Below are 17,188 nucleotides of genomic sequence, written 5' to 3'. Positions count from 1 at the left end.
TGAGGCATGCAGACAGACAACGCAGTGAGGGTGCGGGGCCTGGTGAAGCGGTACCCGGACAAGGTGGCGGTCGACGGCGTCGACCTGGACATCCATCACGGCGAAGTGTTCGCCCTGCTCGGGCCGAACGGCGCCGGCAAGACGACGACCGTCGAGATTCTGGAGGGGTATCGCCACGCCGACGAGGGCGAGGTCAGCGTGCTGGGCACCGATCCGGCGCACGGGGGACGGCAGTGGCGGGCGCAGCTCGGGATCGTGTCGCAGACCTCCCGCGACGAGGCCGAGTTGTCCGTCGCCGAGCTGGTCCACCACTTCGCCGGGTACTACCCGAATCCGCGGGACCCCGACGAGGTGATCGCCGCGACCGGTCTCGAGGAGAAGCGCCGTACCCGGACCCGCAAGCTGTCCGGCGGTCAGCGCCGCCGCCTTGACGTCGCGCTCGGCGTGGTCGGGAACCCAGAACTGCTGTTCCTGGACGAGCCGACCACCGGGTTCGATCCCGAGGCGCGGCGGCAGTTCTGGACGCTGATCGAGAACCTGCGCACCGAGGGCACCACCATCCTGCTCACCACCCACTACCTGGACGAGGCCGAGCACCTGGCCGACCGGGTCGGCGTGATCGCCGACGGCCGGATGATCGAGGTCGCGACCCCCGACACGCTCGGTGGACGCGGCGCTCGGACCGCCCGTGTCTCCTGGCTGTCTGCCGACGGGATGCGCGAGGTGCGCACCGACCAACCGACCGCCGAGGTCGCGCGACTGATGGCCGAGTACGACGGCGAGGTGCCGGAGCTGCAGGTACTCCGGCCGAGCCTGGAAGACATCTACCTGGAACTGATCGGTTCGGTCGTGGCCGCTCCGGTCCTGGAAGGAGCGGTTCGATGAGCACGGCGTTGCCCTCCCCCCTCAAGATCGGCCTGTCCCGGACCCGCCTCGAGGTGAAGGAGTTCTTCCGGGAGCGGGAGCAGCTGATCTTCACGTTCCTCTTCCCGATCATCTTCCTGGGCATCTTCTCCGCCGTGTTCAGCGGCACCGACTTCTCCGGCGGCGTCGACGCAGCCACCTACTTCACCCCCGGAATGATTGCCTCCGGCATCTTCCTGACCAGCTTCCAGTCGCTGTCCATCGGCATCGCGATCGAGCGCGACCAGGACGTCCTGAAACGGCTCCGCGGTACGCCGATGTCCTCGCAGTCGTACTTCATCGGCAAGATCGGTGTCGTCCTGGTCACCTCCGTCCTGCAGTTCGGCCTGCTGCTCGCGATCGCCGGTCTGCTGCTCGGCGTCGACATCCCGAGCGAGCCGGAGAAGTGGCTGAACTTCGTCTGGATCTTCATCCTGGGTACGGCGTCCGGGTGCGTGCTGGGGATCGCGTTCTCCGTCGTACCGAAGTCCGGGCGGGCCGCCTCCGCGGTGGTGACGCCGGTGGTCCTGCTCCTGCAGTTCATCTCCGGTGTGTACTTCGTCTACAGCAGCCTGCCGGCCTGGATGCGCACGGTGGCGGAGATCTTCCCTCTGAAGTGGCTCGCGCAGGGCATGCGCTCGGTGTTCCTGCCGGACGGTTTCGAGGTGAATGAGCCGGGCGGTTCGTGGCAGCTCGGAACCGGTGCGATCGTGCTCGCGGTCTGGCTGGTGGTCGGCCTCTTCGTTGCCCAGCGCGTCTTCCGCTGGACCCGCCGGGACGCGGGCTGATGAAGCAGGAACTCGGTACGACGCCGGCCCCGGTGGCCCGGCGTCGTACCGTGTCCACCTGGGGCGTACCTCGGGTGTGGGTCCTGGCGTGGAGGAAGATGGTGACCGTGGAAGCGACGAAGCGGGTGGACCAGCCGGTCTGGACGCGCACGCTGGTCGGCTGGCACGTCGTGTTCTGGGTCCTGCTGGCGACAACGCTGGCGGTGTCCTTCACGGTCGACCTCAGCCCGGTCCGGCGTGCCTTCTTCGTCGGCGCGGTGGTGGTGCTGGGGGCGGCGTACCAGTTCATCGGGCTGCCCGCGATCAGGTCCCGGCGGCGGCTGCCGTCGCACGTTTATCGATTGATCATGATCGCGTGCCTCATGGTGCTGGTCGGGCTGTTCCCGCAGTCGGTGTTCCTGATGTTCATCGTGTCGGCCCAGATCTGGTTGCTCGGCGACGACGTACGCGAGGGTGCGGCGTTCAGTGTGCTGCTGGTGATCGGGGTCGGCGCCGCACAGCTGTGGAGCGCGGGGTGGGGCTGGGACACGTTCTGGGAGGTCCTGCCGTGGATGCTGGTCAGCCTGGTGGTGAGCCTGCTGTTCGGCATCTGGATCGAGAGGGTGATCACGCAGAGCGAGCAGCGGGCCGAGCTGATCGAGCAGCTGGAGTCGGCCCGCGACGAGCTCGCCGAGGCGCACCACAGCGCCGGCGTGATGGCTGAGCGGGAGCGGATGGCGCGCGAGATCCACGACACGCTCGCGCAGGGCATGACCAGCATCGTGATGCTCGCCCAGGCGGCCGCGGTCGAGCTGCAGCGCGGCGGTACGGACGGAGCGGCGGCGCGGTTGGCCGCGATCGAGGACACGGCCCGGGAGAACCTCGCCGAGGCCCGTGCATTGGTTGCCGCGTTCACCCCGGTTGCGTTGTCGGAGGCAACGTTGACCGAGGTACTGCGCCGCCTGGCCGAACGGTTCGCGGCTGAGACCGGGGTCGACGTACAGGTGTCGCTCGATCTGCCGGACGAGGAGGTCGCGGCGCTTCCGCAGGCGCAACAGGTGGTGTTGCTGCGGGCCGCTCAGGAGGCGCTGGCGAATGTACGGAAGCATGCTCGGGCGACTCAGGTGCTGATCACGTTGGGACTGTCCGACGGGCGCGTGTGGATCGAGATCCGGGATGACGGGTCCGGGTTCGCACCCGCGACGGTGTCCGGAGGGTTCGGGCTGGCCGCGATGCGCGGGCGGGTCGAGGAGTCCGGGGGCTCGGTGCAGGTGGAGAGCGCGCCGGGCCGCGGTACCAAGGTGCAAGTGCTGATGCCGGTTCAGGAGGATGCGTGATTCGGGTTCTGGTGGTCGACGACCATCCGGTGGTGCGGTCAGGGCTGGTCGGCATGCTCTCCGTGACCGAGGACATCGAGGTGGTCGGCGAGGCCGGAGACGGTTCGGAGGCTCTTGCGCTGGTCGAGTCGGCTCGGCCTGACGTCGTACTCATGGATCTGCGGATGCCGAGGACGGACGGGGTAACAGCCACGGGGGCGATCGTGTCCGGGTACCCGTCGACGCGGGTGCTGGTGCTGACGACGTACGACACTGACACCGACATCCTGCATGCGGTCGAGGCGGGGGCTGCTGGGTATCTGTTGAAGGACACTCCGCATGCCGATCTGCTGGATGGGATTCGTGCTGCTGCGCGTGGGGAGACGGTGCTGGCGCCTCCGGTTGCGGCGCGGCTGATGTCGCGGTTGCGTACGCCTGCTGCCCCGCCGGCTGCGCAGCCGTCGCCGCGGGAGCTCGAGGTGCTGGCGGCTGTGGCTCGGGGGCTGAGTAATGCGGAGATCGGGCGGGAGCTGTATATCGGGGAGGCTACGGTGAAGACGCATCTGCAGCGGCTTTTCACGAAGCTCGATGTGGACGACCGGACTCGTGCGGTGACGGTCGCTTATGAGCGCGGGTTGTTGCCTAATCCTCGTACTACTTGACGGTGCTTGGGTTGACCTCGTTGGGGTTTTGCTTGACCTCGTTGGGGATTGCGCCGCCGTAGCGGCGGTCTCGCTGGGCGTAGATCTCGATCGCACGCCACAGGTCGCGGCGGTCGAAGTCGGGCCACAGGGTGTCCAGGAAGACCATCTCGGCGTACGCGAGCTGCCAGACCAGGAAGTTGCTGGTCCGCTGCTCCCCGGACGAACGGACGAACAGGTCGACCTCGGGGATGTCCGGCGCGTACAGGTGCCGCGCGATCGTCTGCTCGTTGATCCGGTCCGGCTTGAGCTTGCCCTCGGCAACTTCTGCCGCGATCTTGCGCATCGCGTCGGCGATCTCGGCCCGGCCGCCGTAGTTCACGCAGAACTGCAGCGTGATCGTGTCGTTGTCCTTGGTCCGCTCCTGTGCGTACTCGAGCTCGTCGATCACGCTCTTCCACAACCGCGGCCGGCGCCCGGACCACACCACCCGGACCCCCATCGCATCCAGCTCATCCCGGCGCCGATGGATCACCTCACGGTTGAACCCCATCAGGAACCGCACCTCTTCCGGCGACCGCGCCCAGTTCTCCGTCGAGAACGCGTACGCCGAGATGTACTTCACCCCGATCTCGATCCCACCCTTGATCACATCCAGCAGCGAAGCCTCCCCCGCCCGATGCCCCTCCGTCCGAGCCAACCCGCGCTGCTTGGCCCACCGCCCATTCCCATCCATGACAATCGCCACGTGCTTCGGCACCAGTTCCTTAGGCACCCCCGGCGCCCGAGCCCCCGAAGGATGCCCCTCCGGCGCCACCACCACCTTCTTCTCCCCCCGCAAACCCTCCACACCCCGACGACGACGACCAATAGGCGACATACCCAAATCCTCCCCCACGGCCCCACCTCCAGGCGCAGGCCCCCCGACCACCACGCAACTCCACCCGCGCCCACGCCAACCACCACGGCACGCGCTCGGCCGATCGAGTCCAAAAGGACCAATTGCCCAGGGCAAGCCACCCGCCGCCCACCCCCCACCCGCCTCCAGACAAGACCAACGCAGAGGCCTCCCCGACCCTGCTTCGCCGACGCACGGTCACGCCCACCCCTGTGGAAAACTCAGCCGCCGAACACCCTCCGTATGACACCCTTACACCAACAGCAACCCAGATCGGAGCCCTGCATGACCCGCCGCCCGGCCCTCGGACCCGCCGCCGCAGCCATCTGCGCCCTCCTAGCGCTAACCGCCTGCGAAGGCTCTCCAGAAGCCGGACGGCCCGACAGCACTCCCACCTCGACCTCATCGACCTCCACCCCGACCCCCACAGCTCCCCGTTGGACCCCCGAGGAACAGGCAGCCATCACAGCCGCGAAAGCGCGCTACGCCGCCGCCACTGCGGCAGTCGATCACGCACTCGTTAACCCGGCGACGCTAGATCGTTCGGCGCTTGAGAAGGCTGGCATCGGCGGCGAGTGGATCATCACGATCATCGACCAAGCGAGATCGATGACACGCAGCGGCTGGTACCAGACCGGCAACACAGGAATCACCAACACGAAGGTGACTTCCGTGAAGCTCGACGGAGAGCAACCGGAGGTGAATCTCAGTAACTGCCTGGACAGCTCGAAGCTGGTCCTCAGGTTCAAGAAGGACGGCAAACCCGTCCCGCTAGGACCTGGCAACGGACGTCGTCATCAGTTCGCGTCCCGTCTGGTCTACGCCCCACCCGCACCGGGCGGACGAAGCATCTGGTTCTTGATCTCCGACAAGGACAAGGGAACATGCTAAGGCGAGCGATACGACTCTGTTGGATCGTGTTGGTGACTCTGGGCGGTCTCGTTCTCTGCGGTGTAACTGCGTCGGCGGAGGACAAACCACCACCGCCAGGTCCCGGCTACGAATGGGTCTGTGCCCTCCACTACTGCCAATGGATCGCTAGCAGCTCTGTGACTCCCTCAGACACACCCCATGAGCCCGGCACCGATGACAAGGGCGGTAAGAAGACGAAACCTGTGTGCGAGTTCCACGGCGCCGCGCAGGCATGCGTCGACGCACAGCTCGGTAACTGGTCGAACGGCAAACAGTGCTACATGCGCCGCGAAGTGCCGCAACCCCCGCCAGGCGACTACCGATGGCAAGGCCACACGGACGGCAGCATCTGGGCCTGTGTCAGAGAGCAGGGGTACGACGAGGGTCGGCATCTCGTGACCGAGTGGGTGTGGTTGCCCGGGGAGCCGGACACCGTGGTGATTGATCCGGTGACCTTGGCGTATCGGGCTGTGGCTGAGATGCAGTTGGCTCCGCCGTTGGTGAAGTCGGCGCCTGGGGTAGGGCAGATCGGGCTGGTGAATATGCCGGTTTGGTTGTGGGTGGAGAAGACGGAGAACACCTGGGGGCCGATTGTGCGGAGTGCGAGTGTGCCGGGGTTGTCGGTGACGGCTACTGCACACGTGAAGGCGGTCAACTGGGCTCTTGGGGACGGGAACACAGTTCGGTGTGAGGGATCAGGTACACCGTACAACAAGGCGATAGGCATCAAGGACTCCCCCGACTGCGGGCATCGATACAAGAAGACCTCGCGAGAGCTCCCGAAGTGCACCTATCCCGTGACCGCCAGTGCGCAATGGGACATCACCTGGCAAAGCACGCTGGGCGACACCGGCCAAATCTCCATGACCCAGCAGGCCGCCACGCAACTGCGGATCGGAGAGGCAGTACCTGTGCTGGTCGATCCCGACGGAGGCGAGGTCGCAGCGCCGGCCAAGGGTGGCTGTGGATAACTCGGACTCTCGTCGCGGCGGAACGAATACATTCAGAGCATGAGCGGATTGCTTGGCGTTGACGAGCTACGCACGGATCTGGCTGGCGTGCTGGTGAGATTCCGGCGTGGGCGTACTCGGGCCTTCAGCTTTGGGGATGGTGAGCCGGAGGCTGTGATGCTCACGTACGACGAGTTCGAAGATCTCGGCGGGGAGGCCAAGTTCGGAAGCCCGGGCGAGGCGGTGGACCCAGGCGAACTGGCCGCGCGGTTGCGCAGAGTTGTAGAGGCGTGGCGGGTCGGACGCGGAGCTCCAGTTGTTTGGGGGTACGACGGGCAGCCGGAGGCAGTGGTGATGTCTACGGCGCAATACCGGGATCTGCGGGGGGATGATCAGCCGCCGGTGGGGGTGGTTGATGATCCGACTGTTCGTGCGTATGCGAGTGGGCCGTTGCCTGGTAGTCGACCGTTGGATCTGGATGAGTGGGCGGCCGGCGATCCGTTCACTCGGGAGCTTCTCGACGAGATTCGTGCCGAGGAGAGACCGCCGAACGATGAGCGATGACGGCAGGTATCTGGTCGTCGGGCACGAGAAGTTTCACCAGGATCTGCATCTGCTCCGTCAGCAGGCGAAGGCGGCAGTGGGTTATCGGCACCTGTACCGCGAAGTGCTTCGCGAGATCGAGAGGCTGCGGACCGGGAGCTCGGACGGTCATCATGCGCTCGGATATGAGCCAGGTAAGGGCGATCTCCGTGACAGCGTGACGTCGTACGTGCGGTCCGATCCGGGGCGGAAGGCCGATTACCGGCTTGTGTTTCGGGAGAGCCAGCCGGCGCGGCCAGGTGAGTTGCCACGTCGGGAGTTGCTGGCGATCAAGCCGCGGCGGGGGCGGAACAACATCTACGCTCACGTCTGCGCTCGGCTGAACCGGCACCCGTACGACCGGCAGCCGGGCCTGGATCGGTTTGGGGAGCGCCGGGCTGACTCAGGCGGGAGTGAGGAAGCCAGGCGGGCGGAGATGGATGTTAAGCGGGCTATTGCTCATGCGTGGGACGGGCAGCAGCCGTTGGGGAGTTCGCGGGCGCTTGGCGTTGGTGGGCGGAGGGGCGGAGCTCCGAGTGAGGCGCCGGGGCGGCGGCCGGTCGGGGCGCGGAGTGGGCCTACTGGGTGGCCGGGGTGGGGGCGGTCGGCCGGTCGGGGGTTAGGTCCAGGTGGGGGAGGGAGCGGAGTTGGTGGTCTTGGTGGTAGGTGAAGAAGGCGGCTATCAGGCCGGTGGCTTCTCGGCGGGTTCGGGGGTCGGCTTGGAGGGCGGCGGGCCAGTCGCCGGTGAGGAGGGCGGAGAGGTGGGTGACGGTGGTGGGGGCCGGCATGGCTGAGGCTGGGGGGCGGCAGGAGGAGCAGACCATGCCGCCGGAGGCGGGGTTGAAGGCTCGGTGCGGGCCTGGTTCGCCGCAGCGGGCGCAGTCGGCGAAGGATGGGGCGTAGCCGGAGATCGCTAGGGAGCGGAGGAGGAAGGAGTCGAGGACGAGGGCTGGTTCGCGTTCGCCGGTGGAGAGGACTCGGAGCGCGCCGGCTAGCAGGAGGTGCTGCTGGGTGGCGGGTTCCTTCTCCTCTACTACGAGGCGGTCGGCGGTCTCGAGGAGGACGGTGCCGGTGGTGTAGCGGGCGTAGTCGCCGACGATTCCTTCGCCGTACGCCGCGATGGAGACGGCCTGGGTGACTACGTCGAGCGTTCGGCCGGTGGCGAGTTGGAGGTCGACGTGGCTGAACGGTTCGAGGCGGGCGCCGAAGCGGGAGGAGGTACGGCGGACTCCCTTGGCGACCGCGCGGATCTTGCCGCGGCCGCGGGTCAGCAGCGTCGCGATCCGGTCCGCCTCACCCAGTTTCTGGGTGCGCAGCACGATCGCCTCATCCCGATAGAGCGGCACGAAGTCAGTCTCTCACCCACCACCGACCATTCCCCCGCCAACTCACCCCGGGGCCAAGGCGGGGGTGGGCAACTCATGTCGGAAGGGTTAGGGCGGCAGGGGTGGGGTCTGTACGAGCGGCACGAGGCAGCGTCTCGGCCCGCGGCGACAAGGCCAGGCCCTCCGCGGGCGGGTGCGGGGTTAGCCCGCGGCGCGGCTGTGTGGAGTTGGCCGGAGGCAGGCCGGGCTCGCCGGTGGTGGGTGTGGGAGTGGCGGGGCGATGTGGAGTTCGCCGAGGCGGGCGGGGGCGGGCTAGCCGGAGGCGGGCGTAGGAGCGGCCGGACCGGTGTGGAGCTGGCCGCGGCGCGCGCGGGGCCGGCCGGGAGCCGGTGGGAGCCGCTCGGGCCGGTAGGGCTACTGGTGGGTGAGGACTTGTTGGAGGGTGGTTGGGGGGTGGCCGGTTAGGTCTTGGACTGTAGTGGTGAGGTGGCTTAGTTCGCCGCTGGCTATGGCGGCGTAGGAGGTGACCCAGCCGGCGACCTCCCAGGCGGGGGCGCCGTAGCCTTCGCGAGAGCGGTAGGCCTCGTCCAGGGTTTCGGGCTCGTAGCGGATCCTTCGGCCCAGTACGTCGGACAGTACGCCGGCCGCCTCGGCCAGGGTGAAGGCGGTAGGCCCGGTCAGTTCGTACGTCGCTCCGGCGTGCCCGGAGTCCGCGAGGACCCGGGCCGCAACGGCAGCCACGTCGTCACGAGCGACCGCCGCCACGCGCCCGTCCCCCGCCGGACCTCGGATCACGCCGTCCTCACCGACGAAGCCCGGCACGAAGTCCAGATACAGGTTGTCCCGCAGAAACGTGAACTCCACGTCCAGCGACCGGATGTGCTGCTCGGTGTGCCAGTGGTCGCGGGCGAAGGTGAACGTCGCTCCCGGTGCGGCCCCGGCGAACGACGTGTACACGATCCGCCGTACGCCGGCCGCTACCGCAGCGTCGACCGTTGCCTTGTGCAACGCCACCCGATCCGCCGACTCCGTTGCGCTGAGCAACATCAGGGTGTCGACCCCGTCCAGCGCGTTCAGCAGCGCCGCATGCTCGCCGTACGCCGCCTGCACCACCTCGGCGCCGGGGAGCGATGGAGCCCGCACCGGATCCCGGACGAGCAGCCGCTGCTGTACGCCGGAATCCGCCAGCAACCGGGCGATCCGGGAACCGAGCTGCCCGGTGGATCCGGTGACGCCGATCACTTGCCCACCAGGTCCATCCCGCCGTCGGTATAACGCTGCCCGGTCGCCACATCGGCCGGGAACGCCGCGTCCAGCGCGGCGAGCTCCTCGGCCGTCAGCGTGATGTCGGCGGCACCGAGGTTCTCGGCCAGGTACTTGCGCCGCTTCGTTCCCGGGATCGGCGCCACGTTGTTGCCCTGAGCAAGCAGCCACGCCAGCGCGAGCTGACCGGCCGTGACGCCCTTCGCCGCCGCCAGCTCCCGGACCTTCTCCACCAGGTCCAGGTTGCGCTGGAAGTTCTCGCCCATGAACCGCGGCAGCCCGCGCCGCATGTCGTCCGGCTCGAAGTCGTCCGGCGACTTCAGCTGCCCAGTGAGGAATCCGCGCCCGAGCGGGCTGAACGGCACGAACCCGATCCCGAGCTCGCGCAGCGCCGGCAGTACGACGGTCTCCGGGTCGCGCGTCCACAGCGACCACTCGCTCTGCACGGCGCTGATCGGGTGTACCGCGTGCGCGGCCCGGACCGTGTCGCCGTTGACCTCGGACAGGCCGAGGTACCGCACCTTGCCGGCCTCCACCATCGAGGCCATCGCGCCGACGGTCTCCTCGATCGGGATCTGCGGGTCCTTGCGGTGCAGGTACCAGAGGTCGACGTGGTCCACGCCGAGGCGTCGCAGCGACGCATCGATCGCCTGTCGCGCGTACTCCGGCGAGCCGTCGACGACGTTCGGGAGTGCGGTGCCGCTGGCGGGCTTCTTGAAGCCGAACTTGGTCGCCAGCACCACCTGGTCGCGGCGGCCGGCCAGTCCGCGGCCGACGAGTTCCTCGTTCGCGCCGTCGCCGTACACGTCGGCGGTGTCGATGAAGGTGCAGCCGGCGTCGATGGCGGCGTGCAGGGTGGCGATGGACTCCGCCTCGTCCGTGGCCGCACCGTAGGACTGGGACATCCCCATGCAGCCGAGGCCGAGGCAGGAAACGGTCAGGTCACCGAGCTGGGATTCACGCATGTGCCGAACCTACCGCCGTCACCGGTTGCACAGGGCAACACCCTCGGGCCGTCACCGTCCGTGATCGCGTTCCTGCCTAGACAACAACTCTGTGACATTTCGCGACGCTCAGTCCCACCCGTCGCCGGGTTCCGTATCTTCAGGGCGGGCGAGGCGAGCGGAACACTGGGGGTGGCTGAACACATGTTTCTCCGGAAGGCGCTGCGGTACCGGTGGTCCCAGGCGCTGGTGCTGGCGGGCGTCAGCCTGCTGATCGGCACCTGCGCCGTGTTCGCGCCCTGGTACGCCCGGGCGGTCGAGCAGACCGTGATGACCGAGACTCTGTCCTCGCAGCGCCTGACCGCGGCCTGGCAGATCGAGGGACTGCCCCGCAGCCGGGCGCAGGGCCCCGGAACCGATCGCCCGGAGAGCCTCGACCAACTTCTCCCGGCCGACCTCAAGCCGCTCTTCTCGCCGCCGGTGCACGGCATCTACACCGACATCGGCTGGCGGCTCCAGCCTGCCGATGACGCGGTCGTCGGCCGGCTGACCTGGCGCGACGGGTACTGCGAGCAGCTTGTGCTCACCGAAGGCCGCTGCCCGACCGCCCCGAACGAGGTGATGGCCTCGACCGCGGACACCGGCACCTGGCAGTTCAAGGTCGGCACTGTCCTCACCGGTAAGTCGTCGGACCTCGCCGAAGGGGACCAGAAACTCACGGTCGTCGGCCTGTACAAGCCGAAACAGCCGCGTGGCGACTACTGGTTCGGCGCCTACCCGACCGGGCACTCCCGCAAGCCCGGCGGCAAGGATCCGGGCTCCGCGGACTTCCTCTTCACTCCGCGTACGACGTTCGACGGGACTCAATGGTCGCCGCGGATGACCGCGGACACCGCACCGATCCCCGGTGTGGCGCGGATCAACGACCTGCCCCGGTTGCAGAACGCCACAGCGACGGTGAACGGCAACGCGGTGGAGCAAGGCGTCTACGCGGAAACCACGTCGGCACTGGCCTCATTGGTCGACCGGATCCAGAGTGAACGCAAGCAGGCCACCACGATCATCCCGCTGATCATGGTGCAGGTCGCCCTCTTCGGTGTGGTCGTGCTAGCGCTGGCACTGGGGGCTGTGGTCGACCAGCGGCGGCCGGAGATCGCCCTCGCACGTCTACGTGGATCGTCTGTCCGCCGTACTGCACGCTCGTTGTCCGTCGAACTGGGCTTGCCCGTGCTGGTCGGTGGACTTGCGGGTGCTCTCGGCGGATTCGGATTGTTGACAATCGTCCGGGCGACCTGGTTGCGCCACGGCTCCCCCATCGAGTTGCCGTGGACAGTGCCACTGGCGTTGGCCGTTGCCGTCGTCCTCTCGCTGATCGTCGTGGCGCTGCAGGTTCGTGGTGGCGTACGGCAGCCGATCTCGAACCTGCTGCGTCGAGTGGTCCCACGACGGCGTGGCAGGGCGATCGGGGTGCTGGACCTCTGCATCATCGTCTTCGCGGTGGCCGGTCTCGGCGCCGCGCTGACGGGTGATGGCCGCGGTCCACTGCCAGTTCTCACCCCAGCCCTGCTGGCGCTGGCGGTCGGGCTCACGTTCGCTCACCTGCTGCTGCCCATCGCAGGGCTGATCAGCCGGCAGGCCGCGCGACGCGGACGGCTGGGCCTCGCGCTCGGCGCATTGCAGGTCTCCCGTCGGCCCGCGGTCACTCGCATCGTCGCAGCGGTCGCGGTGGCCGGCGGACTGGTTGCGTTCGCCGGCCAGGCCGCGTCGGTCGGCGACCACAACCGGGACACCCGGGCGGGCTACGAGACCGGAGCCCAAGCGGTACTGCGGATGAATGCCCTGTATTTGAACGAGTTCACCCAAGCGGTCGACCAGATCGATCCGGACCGGCGCTGGATGACCCCGGTGGTTACGTCGCGCCCCGCGGCACCGGACTCGCTGAAGTCGATGATGATCGAGCCGGACAGCTTCCGGCGGATCGCGTACCGCGGCGATCTGATGACCGACGCAGAGGGCTGGCAGACGCTGAAGGCACCGGCCGGGCTGAAGCCGATCGAGTTCCGCAGCTCCCAGCTCACCGTCACCGCCTCGACCGGTCCGATGAAGCCGCTCGCATCGCAGACGCCGAACGGCGCGCAAACGGCCACCGAGCCGCCGAAGTCGGTCGTCCTGCGGGCGAACGTGGTGAGTCTGCGCAACGGCGGCCGCTACCTGGTCACGTTCCCGGCCATGCCGCTGGTCCCGGACAAGCCGGTCCAACTCAAGGCCGCGGTCGACTGCCTGGGTGGTTGCCAGTTGCTCCGGCTCGGTATCGGTCGCGAACCGCTCGACCAAGCCGGCGTCCAGGGCGACGTGACCATCAGCAAGATCTCCAGCGACGACCGCCCGTCGATCACGATCGGATCGCCGGACAACTGGCAGGCGGTCCGGCAGTTGGACTCCGACCAAGGGACCGTCACCGCCAAGGCCGGCGGATTGTTGACAATCGCCGTGAAGAGCCAGGGCAACGACCAATTCCTGCAGTACGCGACGGTGCCGCCCGTGATCCCGGCGCTGGTGACGCCGGAGTTCCCGTTCGACGACGGCGCGAGCACCAGCCCTGCGATCGACAGCACCCCGCTGACGCTGGCCAAGGTCGACCGGCTGAAGGGCCCGGTGGATCGCTACCCCGATCGCACCGCGGTGGTCGATCTCGAGACAGTACGGCGCCTGGCCGGCAGCGTCGACGAGGGCGCGACGGACTACGAGCTGTGGCTGAATGCGGACGGCCTGGCGAATGTCGACACGATCACCCAGAAGCTCAGCCAGGCAGGGTTTGCGGCCGATCTGGTCGACCGCCGAGCCGACCGAATCGCGTCGTACGGGCGGTCGGCGAGTGCGCTCGCGCTGCAGTTGACGCCGGTTGTCGGCATCGCGGGGTGGGCGCTGGCACTCGTCGTACTGCTGCTGACTGTGGTGACGTCGTGGCGGTCGCGGGCGCAGGACTACGCGAGCCTCCGGATCACCGGCGTACCTTCCAACACCACTGGTCGAGCTGCCCGTTGGGAGCAGACCGGTCCGGTCGCGCTGGCCGTTCTGCTCGGGTCGCTGTGCGGTGTGGTCGGCGCGCAGATCGCACTCCCGCTCATACCCCTGTTCGCTGACACCGGTGGGCCGATACCCCTGGAACTGGCGACCAACTGGCCAGTCGCATTGGTGCTGTGGGTTGCCGGTACTGCGGTGCTCGCGGCAGCCACCCTGCTGCTCGGCACCGGGGTCAACCGACGCGCTGGCTACAGCCGGATCCGGGAGGAGCTGACGTGAACGAGCGAAGCGAGTTCACCATCAAGCAGAGCAGTGGCTCCCACTCAGCCGCGCCCGCAGCGAAGCGAGGACGCGGATGAGTGGGTTGGCGATCAGTACGACGGGTCTGGTGCACATCTACCGTGCACACGGGCATGACGTGGCGGCGCTGTCCGGGATCGGGATCACGGTCCGCCCCGGCGAGCTGGTGGGACTCCTCGGCCCGTCGGGTGCCGGCAAGTCGACGCTGCTGCAGCTGTGCGGCGGTCTGCTGACGCCAAGCGCAGGGCGCCTGCAGATCGGTGAGCACAACGTCGCCACGATGACTGAGGTCGAGCTGGACCGGATGCGGGCCGCCGACGTGGGCATCGTGCTGCAGGGCGCCGGCCGGAACCTCATCCCCTACCTGACGCCCACAGACAACATCCGCTACGCACAACGCGCCGCACCACGCGGCCACGACCTGCCGCAACCGGACGACGTACTGCACATGGTCGGATTGCGCGACCACGCCAGTACGCCGCTGACGTCGCTGACACCTGGGCAGATCCAGCTGTGTGCGGTGGCCGTCGGGATCGCGACGATGCCCGGTCTGCTGCTGGCCGACGAGCCGACCAGTCAGCTGGATCACCAGGCCCGCGACGAGGTGCTCGCCGCGATCCGGACGATCAACGCCGAGACCGGGATGACCGTGCTGCTGATCACGCACGACCCGGAGGTGGCGGCGACGCTGCCGCGGACCATCACCATCCGAGACGGGCGGATCGCCTCCGAAGGCCGGTCCGGTGAGGAGTACGCCGTGGTGGCAACCGACGGCTCTTTGCCACTCCCTCCGCACGTGGCCGAACTGCTGCCGGCCGGGACGCTGGTGCAGGTCACCACCGACGACGGCGAGATCCGCCTGACCCCGATCGAGCAGGAGGGCCCACGGTGATCATCGTCGGCAATGTGACGGTCGCGTACGGCGACCTGGTCGCCGTGGCGGATGTGTCGTTCACGGTGCCGCCCGGGTTCGTGCTCGCGGTCAGCGGGCCGTCCGGCGCCGGCAAGAGCTCGTTGCTGTGGGCAATCGCCGGCGCGGTGCCGGTGAAGTCCGGCCAGGTCGAGGTGGACGGGCTCGTCATCACCGACCGGCCGACGGCCGCCGCGCACGGCGTCGTACTCATCCCGCAGGGCAACGGGCTCGCGCGGGTGCTGACCGCGCGCGAGAACCTGACCATCCCGCTGCTGGCCGACCGCAAGCCGAGCGGCGACGCGGAGCTGGAGGAGGTCGACCGCGCGATCGAGCGGGCGCTAACCGATGTCGGGCTCGCGGACAGCGGCGACCACCTCGTCGAGGAACTGTCCGGCGGCGAGCAGCAGCGGGTCGCGGTCGCGCGCGGGATCGCCCAGCAGGGCAAGGCGATCCTGGCCGACGAGTCCACCAGCGAGCTCGACAGCACCAACCGCGAACGCGTCCTCGACCTGCTACGGACTCAGGCCGACCGCGGCGCCGCCGTCATCATCGCCACCCACGACCCGAGTGTCGCGGACAGCGCCGACGGCCACGCGCTAATGGACGAAGGCCGGCTGAGCTGGGTACGACGGCTGTGAGCTCCCCACGTCGGGACCGACGAGCACCGGGTCGAGCTGGATCCTGGTGACTCCGAGCGGCGCGAGCACCTCGTGCAGCGTCTCCTCGTCCATCCGCAGCCACGCCTGCCGTGGTCCGGTCGCGGCCCGCAGCTGCGCCAGCGTCGTGAACGCGATGCCCACTCGCGGCCCCTCCGGCAACCGGCCGGTCTGCAGCGTCGCCGCCGCGCCCACCGACCGAACCGGAACAAACCAGTCATCACTATGTCGAGACTTCACACCTGAAAACTAGGCCGACCACAACCCCCGAGTCCCGCGTCCTCACACACTTCCCACAACTTCCGAACGTCGCTCTCACAGGCCGAGCGCCAGCGGCGTCGTGGGCGGTCCGCTGCGCAACACCGCCTCCACCAAAGAAGGGAGGGAGCGAGGGGCGAAGCGGTCCTCGGCGGACTGGAGTTCGGCGAGGGTCCACCAGCGGTGGCCGTGCAGGTTCTCGGCCTGGAGTTCGGCTTCGGTGAGGGTGCCGCCGACGGTGAAGGGGTCGGTGCGGATCAGGAAGACGTCGTTGAGGACGCCGTCGTATCCGGTGGCGTGGCCCTCGGCAACGACCTCCTGGTGCCAGAGGTGCGGCGGGTCCTCCGGAGTCTCGAGACCGATCTCCTCCCGCAGCTCGCGGCGCAGTCCTTCGATGAGCGTCTCGTCCGCCTCGAGGCCACCGCCGGGCGTCGTCCACAGCGGCCCGTCGTCGAACTCGAAGCGGACCAGGAGGATGCGGTCGTCCGGATCGACGACGAGAGCACGGGCGGCCGGGCGCAGCCGCGGACAGGTGAGCTCGAGCTCGCGGTTCTGCTCAACCGAGCGGAACCCGAAGCGGGCGTTGACCTTCTGCATCGGAGCGTTCGACAGTGCCGTCCACGTGTGCAGGAACCGCTGGGTGGTGCGATGTTTCGCCAACTGATCGAGGTTCGCCAGCTTCAGATGCGTGCCCAGGTTGTGCCCGCGGTGCTCCCGCAGTACGAGCGTGTCGTCCTGCTGGGCATGCTCGGCATCAGCCCGCGGCAGGTACAGCAGCGTGTAGCCGGCCGGCGCACCGGACAGCGTGTGCGCCATCGTCACCAGCGCCAGGTAGTTCCGATCGATCCGCTGCTCACTCGTCTGCAGCTTCTCGACCGTCCACGGCACGACGTCGCGCGTCATCCCGCCGGTCGGCACGTCCTCGTCCATCGCGGTGTGCAGATCCGCGTACGCCTGCTGATGTTCCGGCGGGCACACTCCCGCCCATGAGGTGAGCCGATAGCCGTCCAGCGTCCCGGCGGACCACCGCAGCTCCTCCAGCCGGAGCTCGTCGTACGGCAGCGGTACGACGAGATGGTCCTCGACATGTTCGACGGCGAACCCGAGCCGCTCGGCGAACGCGCTGCCCGGCGACGACTCGCCCGGCACCCCGATCTCGGACTGGAAGATGGTCCGCCCGAGCTGCGCCGCCCGGGTCACGGCCCACTGCCACAGGGCCGTCCCGATCCCCCGCCGACGGTGCTGCGGGGGTACGTCGATCTCGACCTCGACGATGTCGAGGTTGTCGGTCAACCGGTACTCGAACAGCATCGCGCCGAGCACCCGGTCGTCCTCGAAGGCGCCGACCGCGATCCGGCGCTTGAGCGGGCCTGGGGTACGCAGCGAGAAGCCGAGCGCCTCCCGCCCGACCACGAGCGCGGCCTCGCGCCCCGCGACCACACCGGCCCGCAGGGCGTCGTACCACTCGTCGAACAGCGCCAGGTCGGCCGGGTCGATCTCGCGAACGATGATCACCCGGCCGACCCAACCAAACGA

The 17,188-nt window shown here is 68.5% G+C and carries 16 protein-coding genes; 10 read left to right on the top strand and 6 right to left on the bottom strand.

Annotated elements, in window-relative coordinates; genetic code table 11:
- Positions 1-6 precede the first annotated feature (6 nt).
- The 4 genes from E0H73_RS01330 to E0H73_RS01315 are packed head-to-tail and all read left to right on the top strand — an operon-like array spanning position 7 to position 3,648.
- On the top strand, positions 7-885 hold the full coding sequence (locus E0H73_RS01330) for an ABC transporter ATP-binding protein (protein ID WP_131350130.1): 879 nt from the start codon (positions 7-9) through the stop codon (positions 883-885).
- Positions 882-1,691, top strand: a complete 810-nt coding sequence (locus E0H73_RS01325; protein WP_131350128.1) for an ABC transporter permease — start codon at positions 882-884, stop codon at positions 1,689-1,691. Before E0H73_RS01330 ends, E0H73_RS01325 begins: the two co-directional genes overlap by 4 nt.
- Positions 1,691-3,007: a sensor histidine kinase gene (locus E0H73_RS01320; protein ID WP_238163745.1), complete on the top strand. Its 1,317-nt coding sequence runs from the start codon at positions 1,691-1,693 to the stop codon at positions 3,005-3,007. Before E0H73_RS01325 ends, E0H73_RS01320 begins: the two co-directional genes overlap by 1 nt.
- Complete coding sequence (locus E0H73_RS01315) at positions 3,004-3,648, top strand: response regulator transcription factor (RefSeq protein ID WP_131350126.1); 645 nt, start codon at positions 3,004-3,006, stop codon at positions 3,646-3,648. The genes E0H73_RS01320 and E0H73_RS01315 overlap by 4 nt, the downstream gene beginning before the upstream one ends.
- Here the strand turns inward: E0H73_RS01315 and E0H73_RS01310 are convergent.
- The gene (locus tag E0H73_RS01310; protein ID WP_420323418.1) at positions 3,641-4,447 is read right to left on the bottom strand and encodes an isoprenyl transferase; all 807 of its coding nucleotides are present in this window, start codon (positions 4,445-4,447) and stop codon (positions 3,641-3,643) included. The genes E0H73_RS01315 and E0H73_RS01310 overlap by 8 nt on opposite strands.
- A 363-nt stretch (positions 4,448-4,810) precedes the next feature.
- On the opposite strand from E0H73_RS01310, the gene E0H73_RS01305 reads away from it, so the two are divergent.
- From E0H73_RS01305 to E0H73_RS01295, 3 genes are all read left to right on the top strand, one after another.
- Positions 4,811-5,416: a hypothetical protein gene (locus tag E0H73_RS01305; RefSeq protein WP_131350122.1), complete on the top strand. Its 606-nt coding sequence runs from the start codon at positions 4,811-4,813 to the stop codon at positions 5,414-5,416.
- 158 nt (positions 5,417-5,574) lie between these two features.
- A complete protein-coding gene (locus E0H73_RS01300; protein WP_131350120.1) occupies positions 5,575-6,408 on the top strand; it encodes a hypothetical protein in 834 nt (277 codons plus the stop codon).
- A gap of 39 nt (positions 6,409-6,447) precedes the next feature.
- Positions 6,448-6,951: a hypothetical protein gene (locus tag E0H73_RS01295; protein ID WP_131350118.1), complete on the top strand. Its 504-nt coding sequence runs from the start codon at positions 6,448-6,450 to the stop codon at positions 6,949-6,951.
- Positions 6,952-7,547: 596 nt separating this feature from the next.
- Here E0H73_RS01295 and recO read toward each other — a convergent pair.
- The 3 genes from recO to E0H73_RS01280 all read right to left on the bottom strand — a co-directional run bounded on the left by recO (position 7,548) and on the right by E0H73_RS01280 (position 10,522).
- Complete coding sequence (gene recO / locus E0H73_RS01290; RefSeq protein WP_131350116.1) at positions 7,548-8,315, bottom strand: DNA repair protein RecO; 768 nt, start codon at positions 8,313-8,315, stop codon at positions 7,548-7,550.
- Between the two features lie 393 nt (positions 8,316-8,708).
- Positions 8,709-9,536 (bottom strand): SDR family oxidoreductase, encoded by an 828-nt coding sequence (locus E0H73_RS01285; RefSeq protein ID WP_131350114.1) that lies wholly within the window; start codon positions 9,534-9,536, stop codon positions 8,709-8,711.
- Positions 9,533-10,522: an aldo/keto reductase gene (locus tag E0H73_RS01280; protein WP_131350112.1), complete on the bottom strand. Its 990-nt coding sequence runs from the start codon at positions 10,520-10,522 to the stop codon at positions 9,533-9,535. Before E0H73_RS01280 ends, E0H73_RS01285 begins: the two co-directional genes overlap by 4 nt.
- A gap of 183 nt (positions 10,523-10,705) precedes the next feature.
- On the opposite strand from E0H73_RS01280, the gene E0H73_RS01275 reads away from it, so the two are divergent.
- The 3 genes from E0H73_RS01275 to E0H73_RS01265 all read left to right on the top strand — a co-directional run bounded on the left by E0H73_RS01275 (position 10,706) and on the right by E0H73_RS01265 (position 15,376).
- Positions 10,706-13,804, top strand: a complete 3,099-nt coding sequence (locus E0H73_RS01275) for an ABC transporter permease (RefSeq protein ID WP_131350110.1) — start codon at positions 10,706-10,708, stop codon at positions 13,802-13,804.
- Between the two features lie 76 nt (positions 13,805-13,880).
- Positions 13,881-14,717: an ABC transporter ATP-binding protein gene (locus tag E0H73_RS01270; RefSeq protein ID WP_131350108.1), complete on the top strand. Its 837-nt coding sequence runs from the start codon at positions 13,881-13,883 to the stop codon at positions 14,715-14,717.
- Positions 14,714-15,376: an ATP-binding cassette domain-containing protein gene (locus tag E0H73_RS01265; protein ID WP_131350106.1), complete on the top strand. Its 663-nt coding sequence runs from the start codon at positions 14,714-14,716 to the stop codon at positions 15,374-15,376. The genes E0H73_RS01270 and E0H73_RS01265 overlap by 4 nt, the downstream gene beginning before the upstream one ends.
- Here E0H73_RS01265 and E0H73_RS01260 read toward each other — a convergent pair.
- Together E0H73_RS01260 and E0H73_RS01255 are read right to left on the bottom strand one after the other, a co-directional pair.
- Positions 15,335-15,634 carry an SAV_915 family protein gene (locus E0H73_RS01260; protein ID WP_131350104.1) on the bottom strand — a complete coding sequence of 100 codons (300 nt, stop codon included), beginning with the start codon at positions 15,632-15,634 and terminating at the stop codon, positions 15,335-15,337. The two genes, E0H73_RS01265 and E0H73_RS01260, sit on opposite strands and share 42 nt — an antisense overlap.
- A 75-nt stretch (positions 15,635-15,709) precedes the next feature.
- Entirely contained in the window at positions 15,710-17,167 is a 1,458-nt protein-coding gene (locus E0H73_RS01255; RefSeq protein WP_131350102.1) for a GNAT family N-acetyltransferase, read from the bottom strand.
- Positions 17,168-17,188: the final 21 nt, after the last annotated feature.

Source organism: Kribbella pittospori (genome assembly GCF_004331465.1).
Lineage (GTDB): Bacteria > Actinomycetota > Actinomycetes > Propionibacteriales > Kribbellaceae > Kribbella > Kribbella pittospori.
This window is presented reverse-complemented; position numbering and strand designations above follow the sequence as displayed.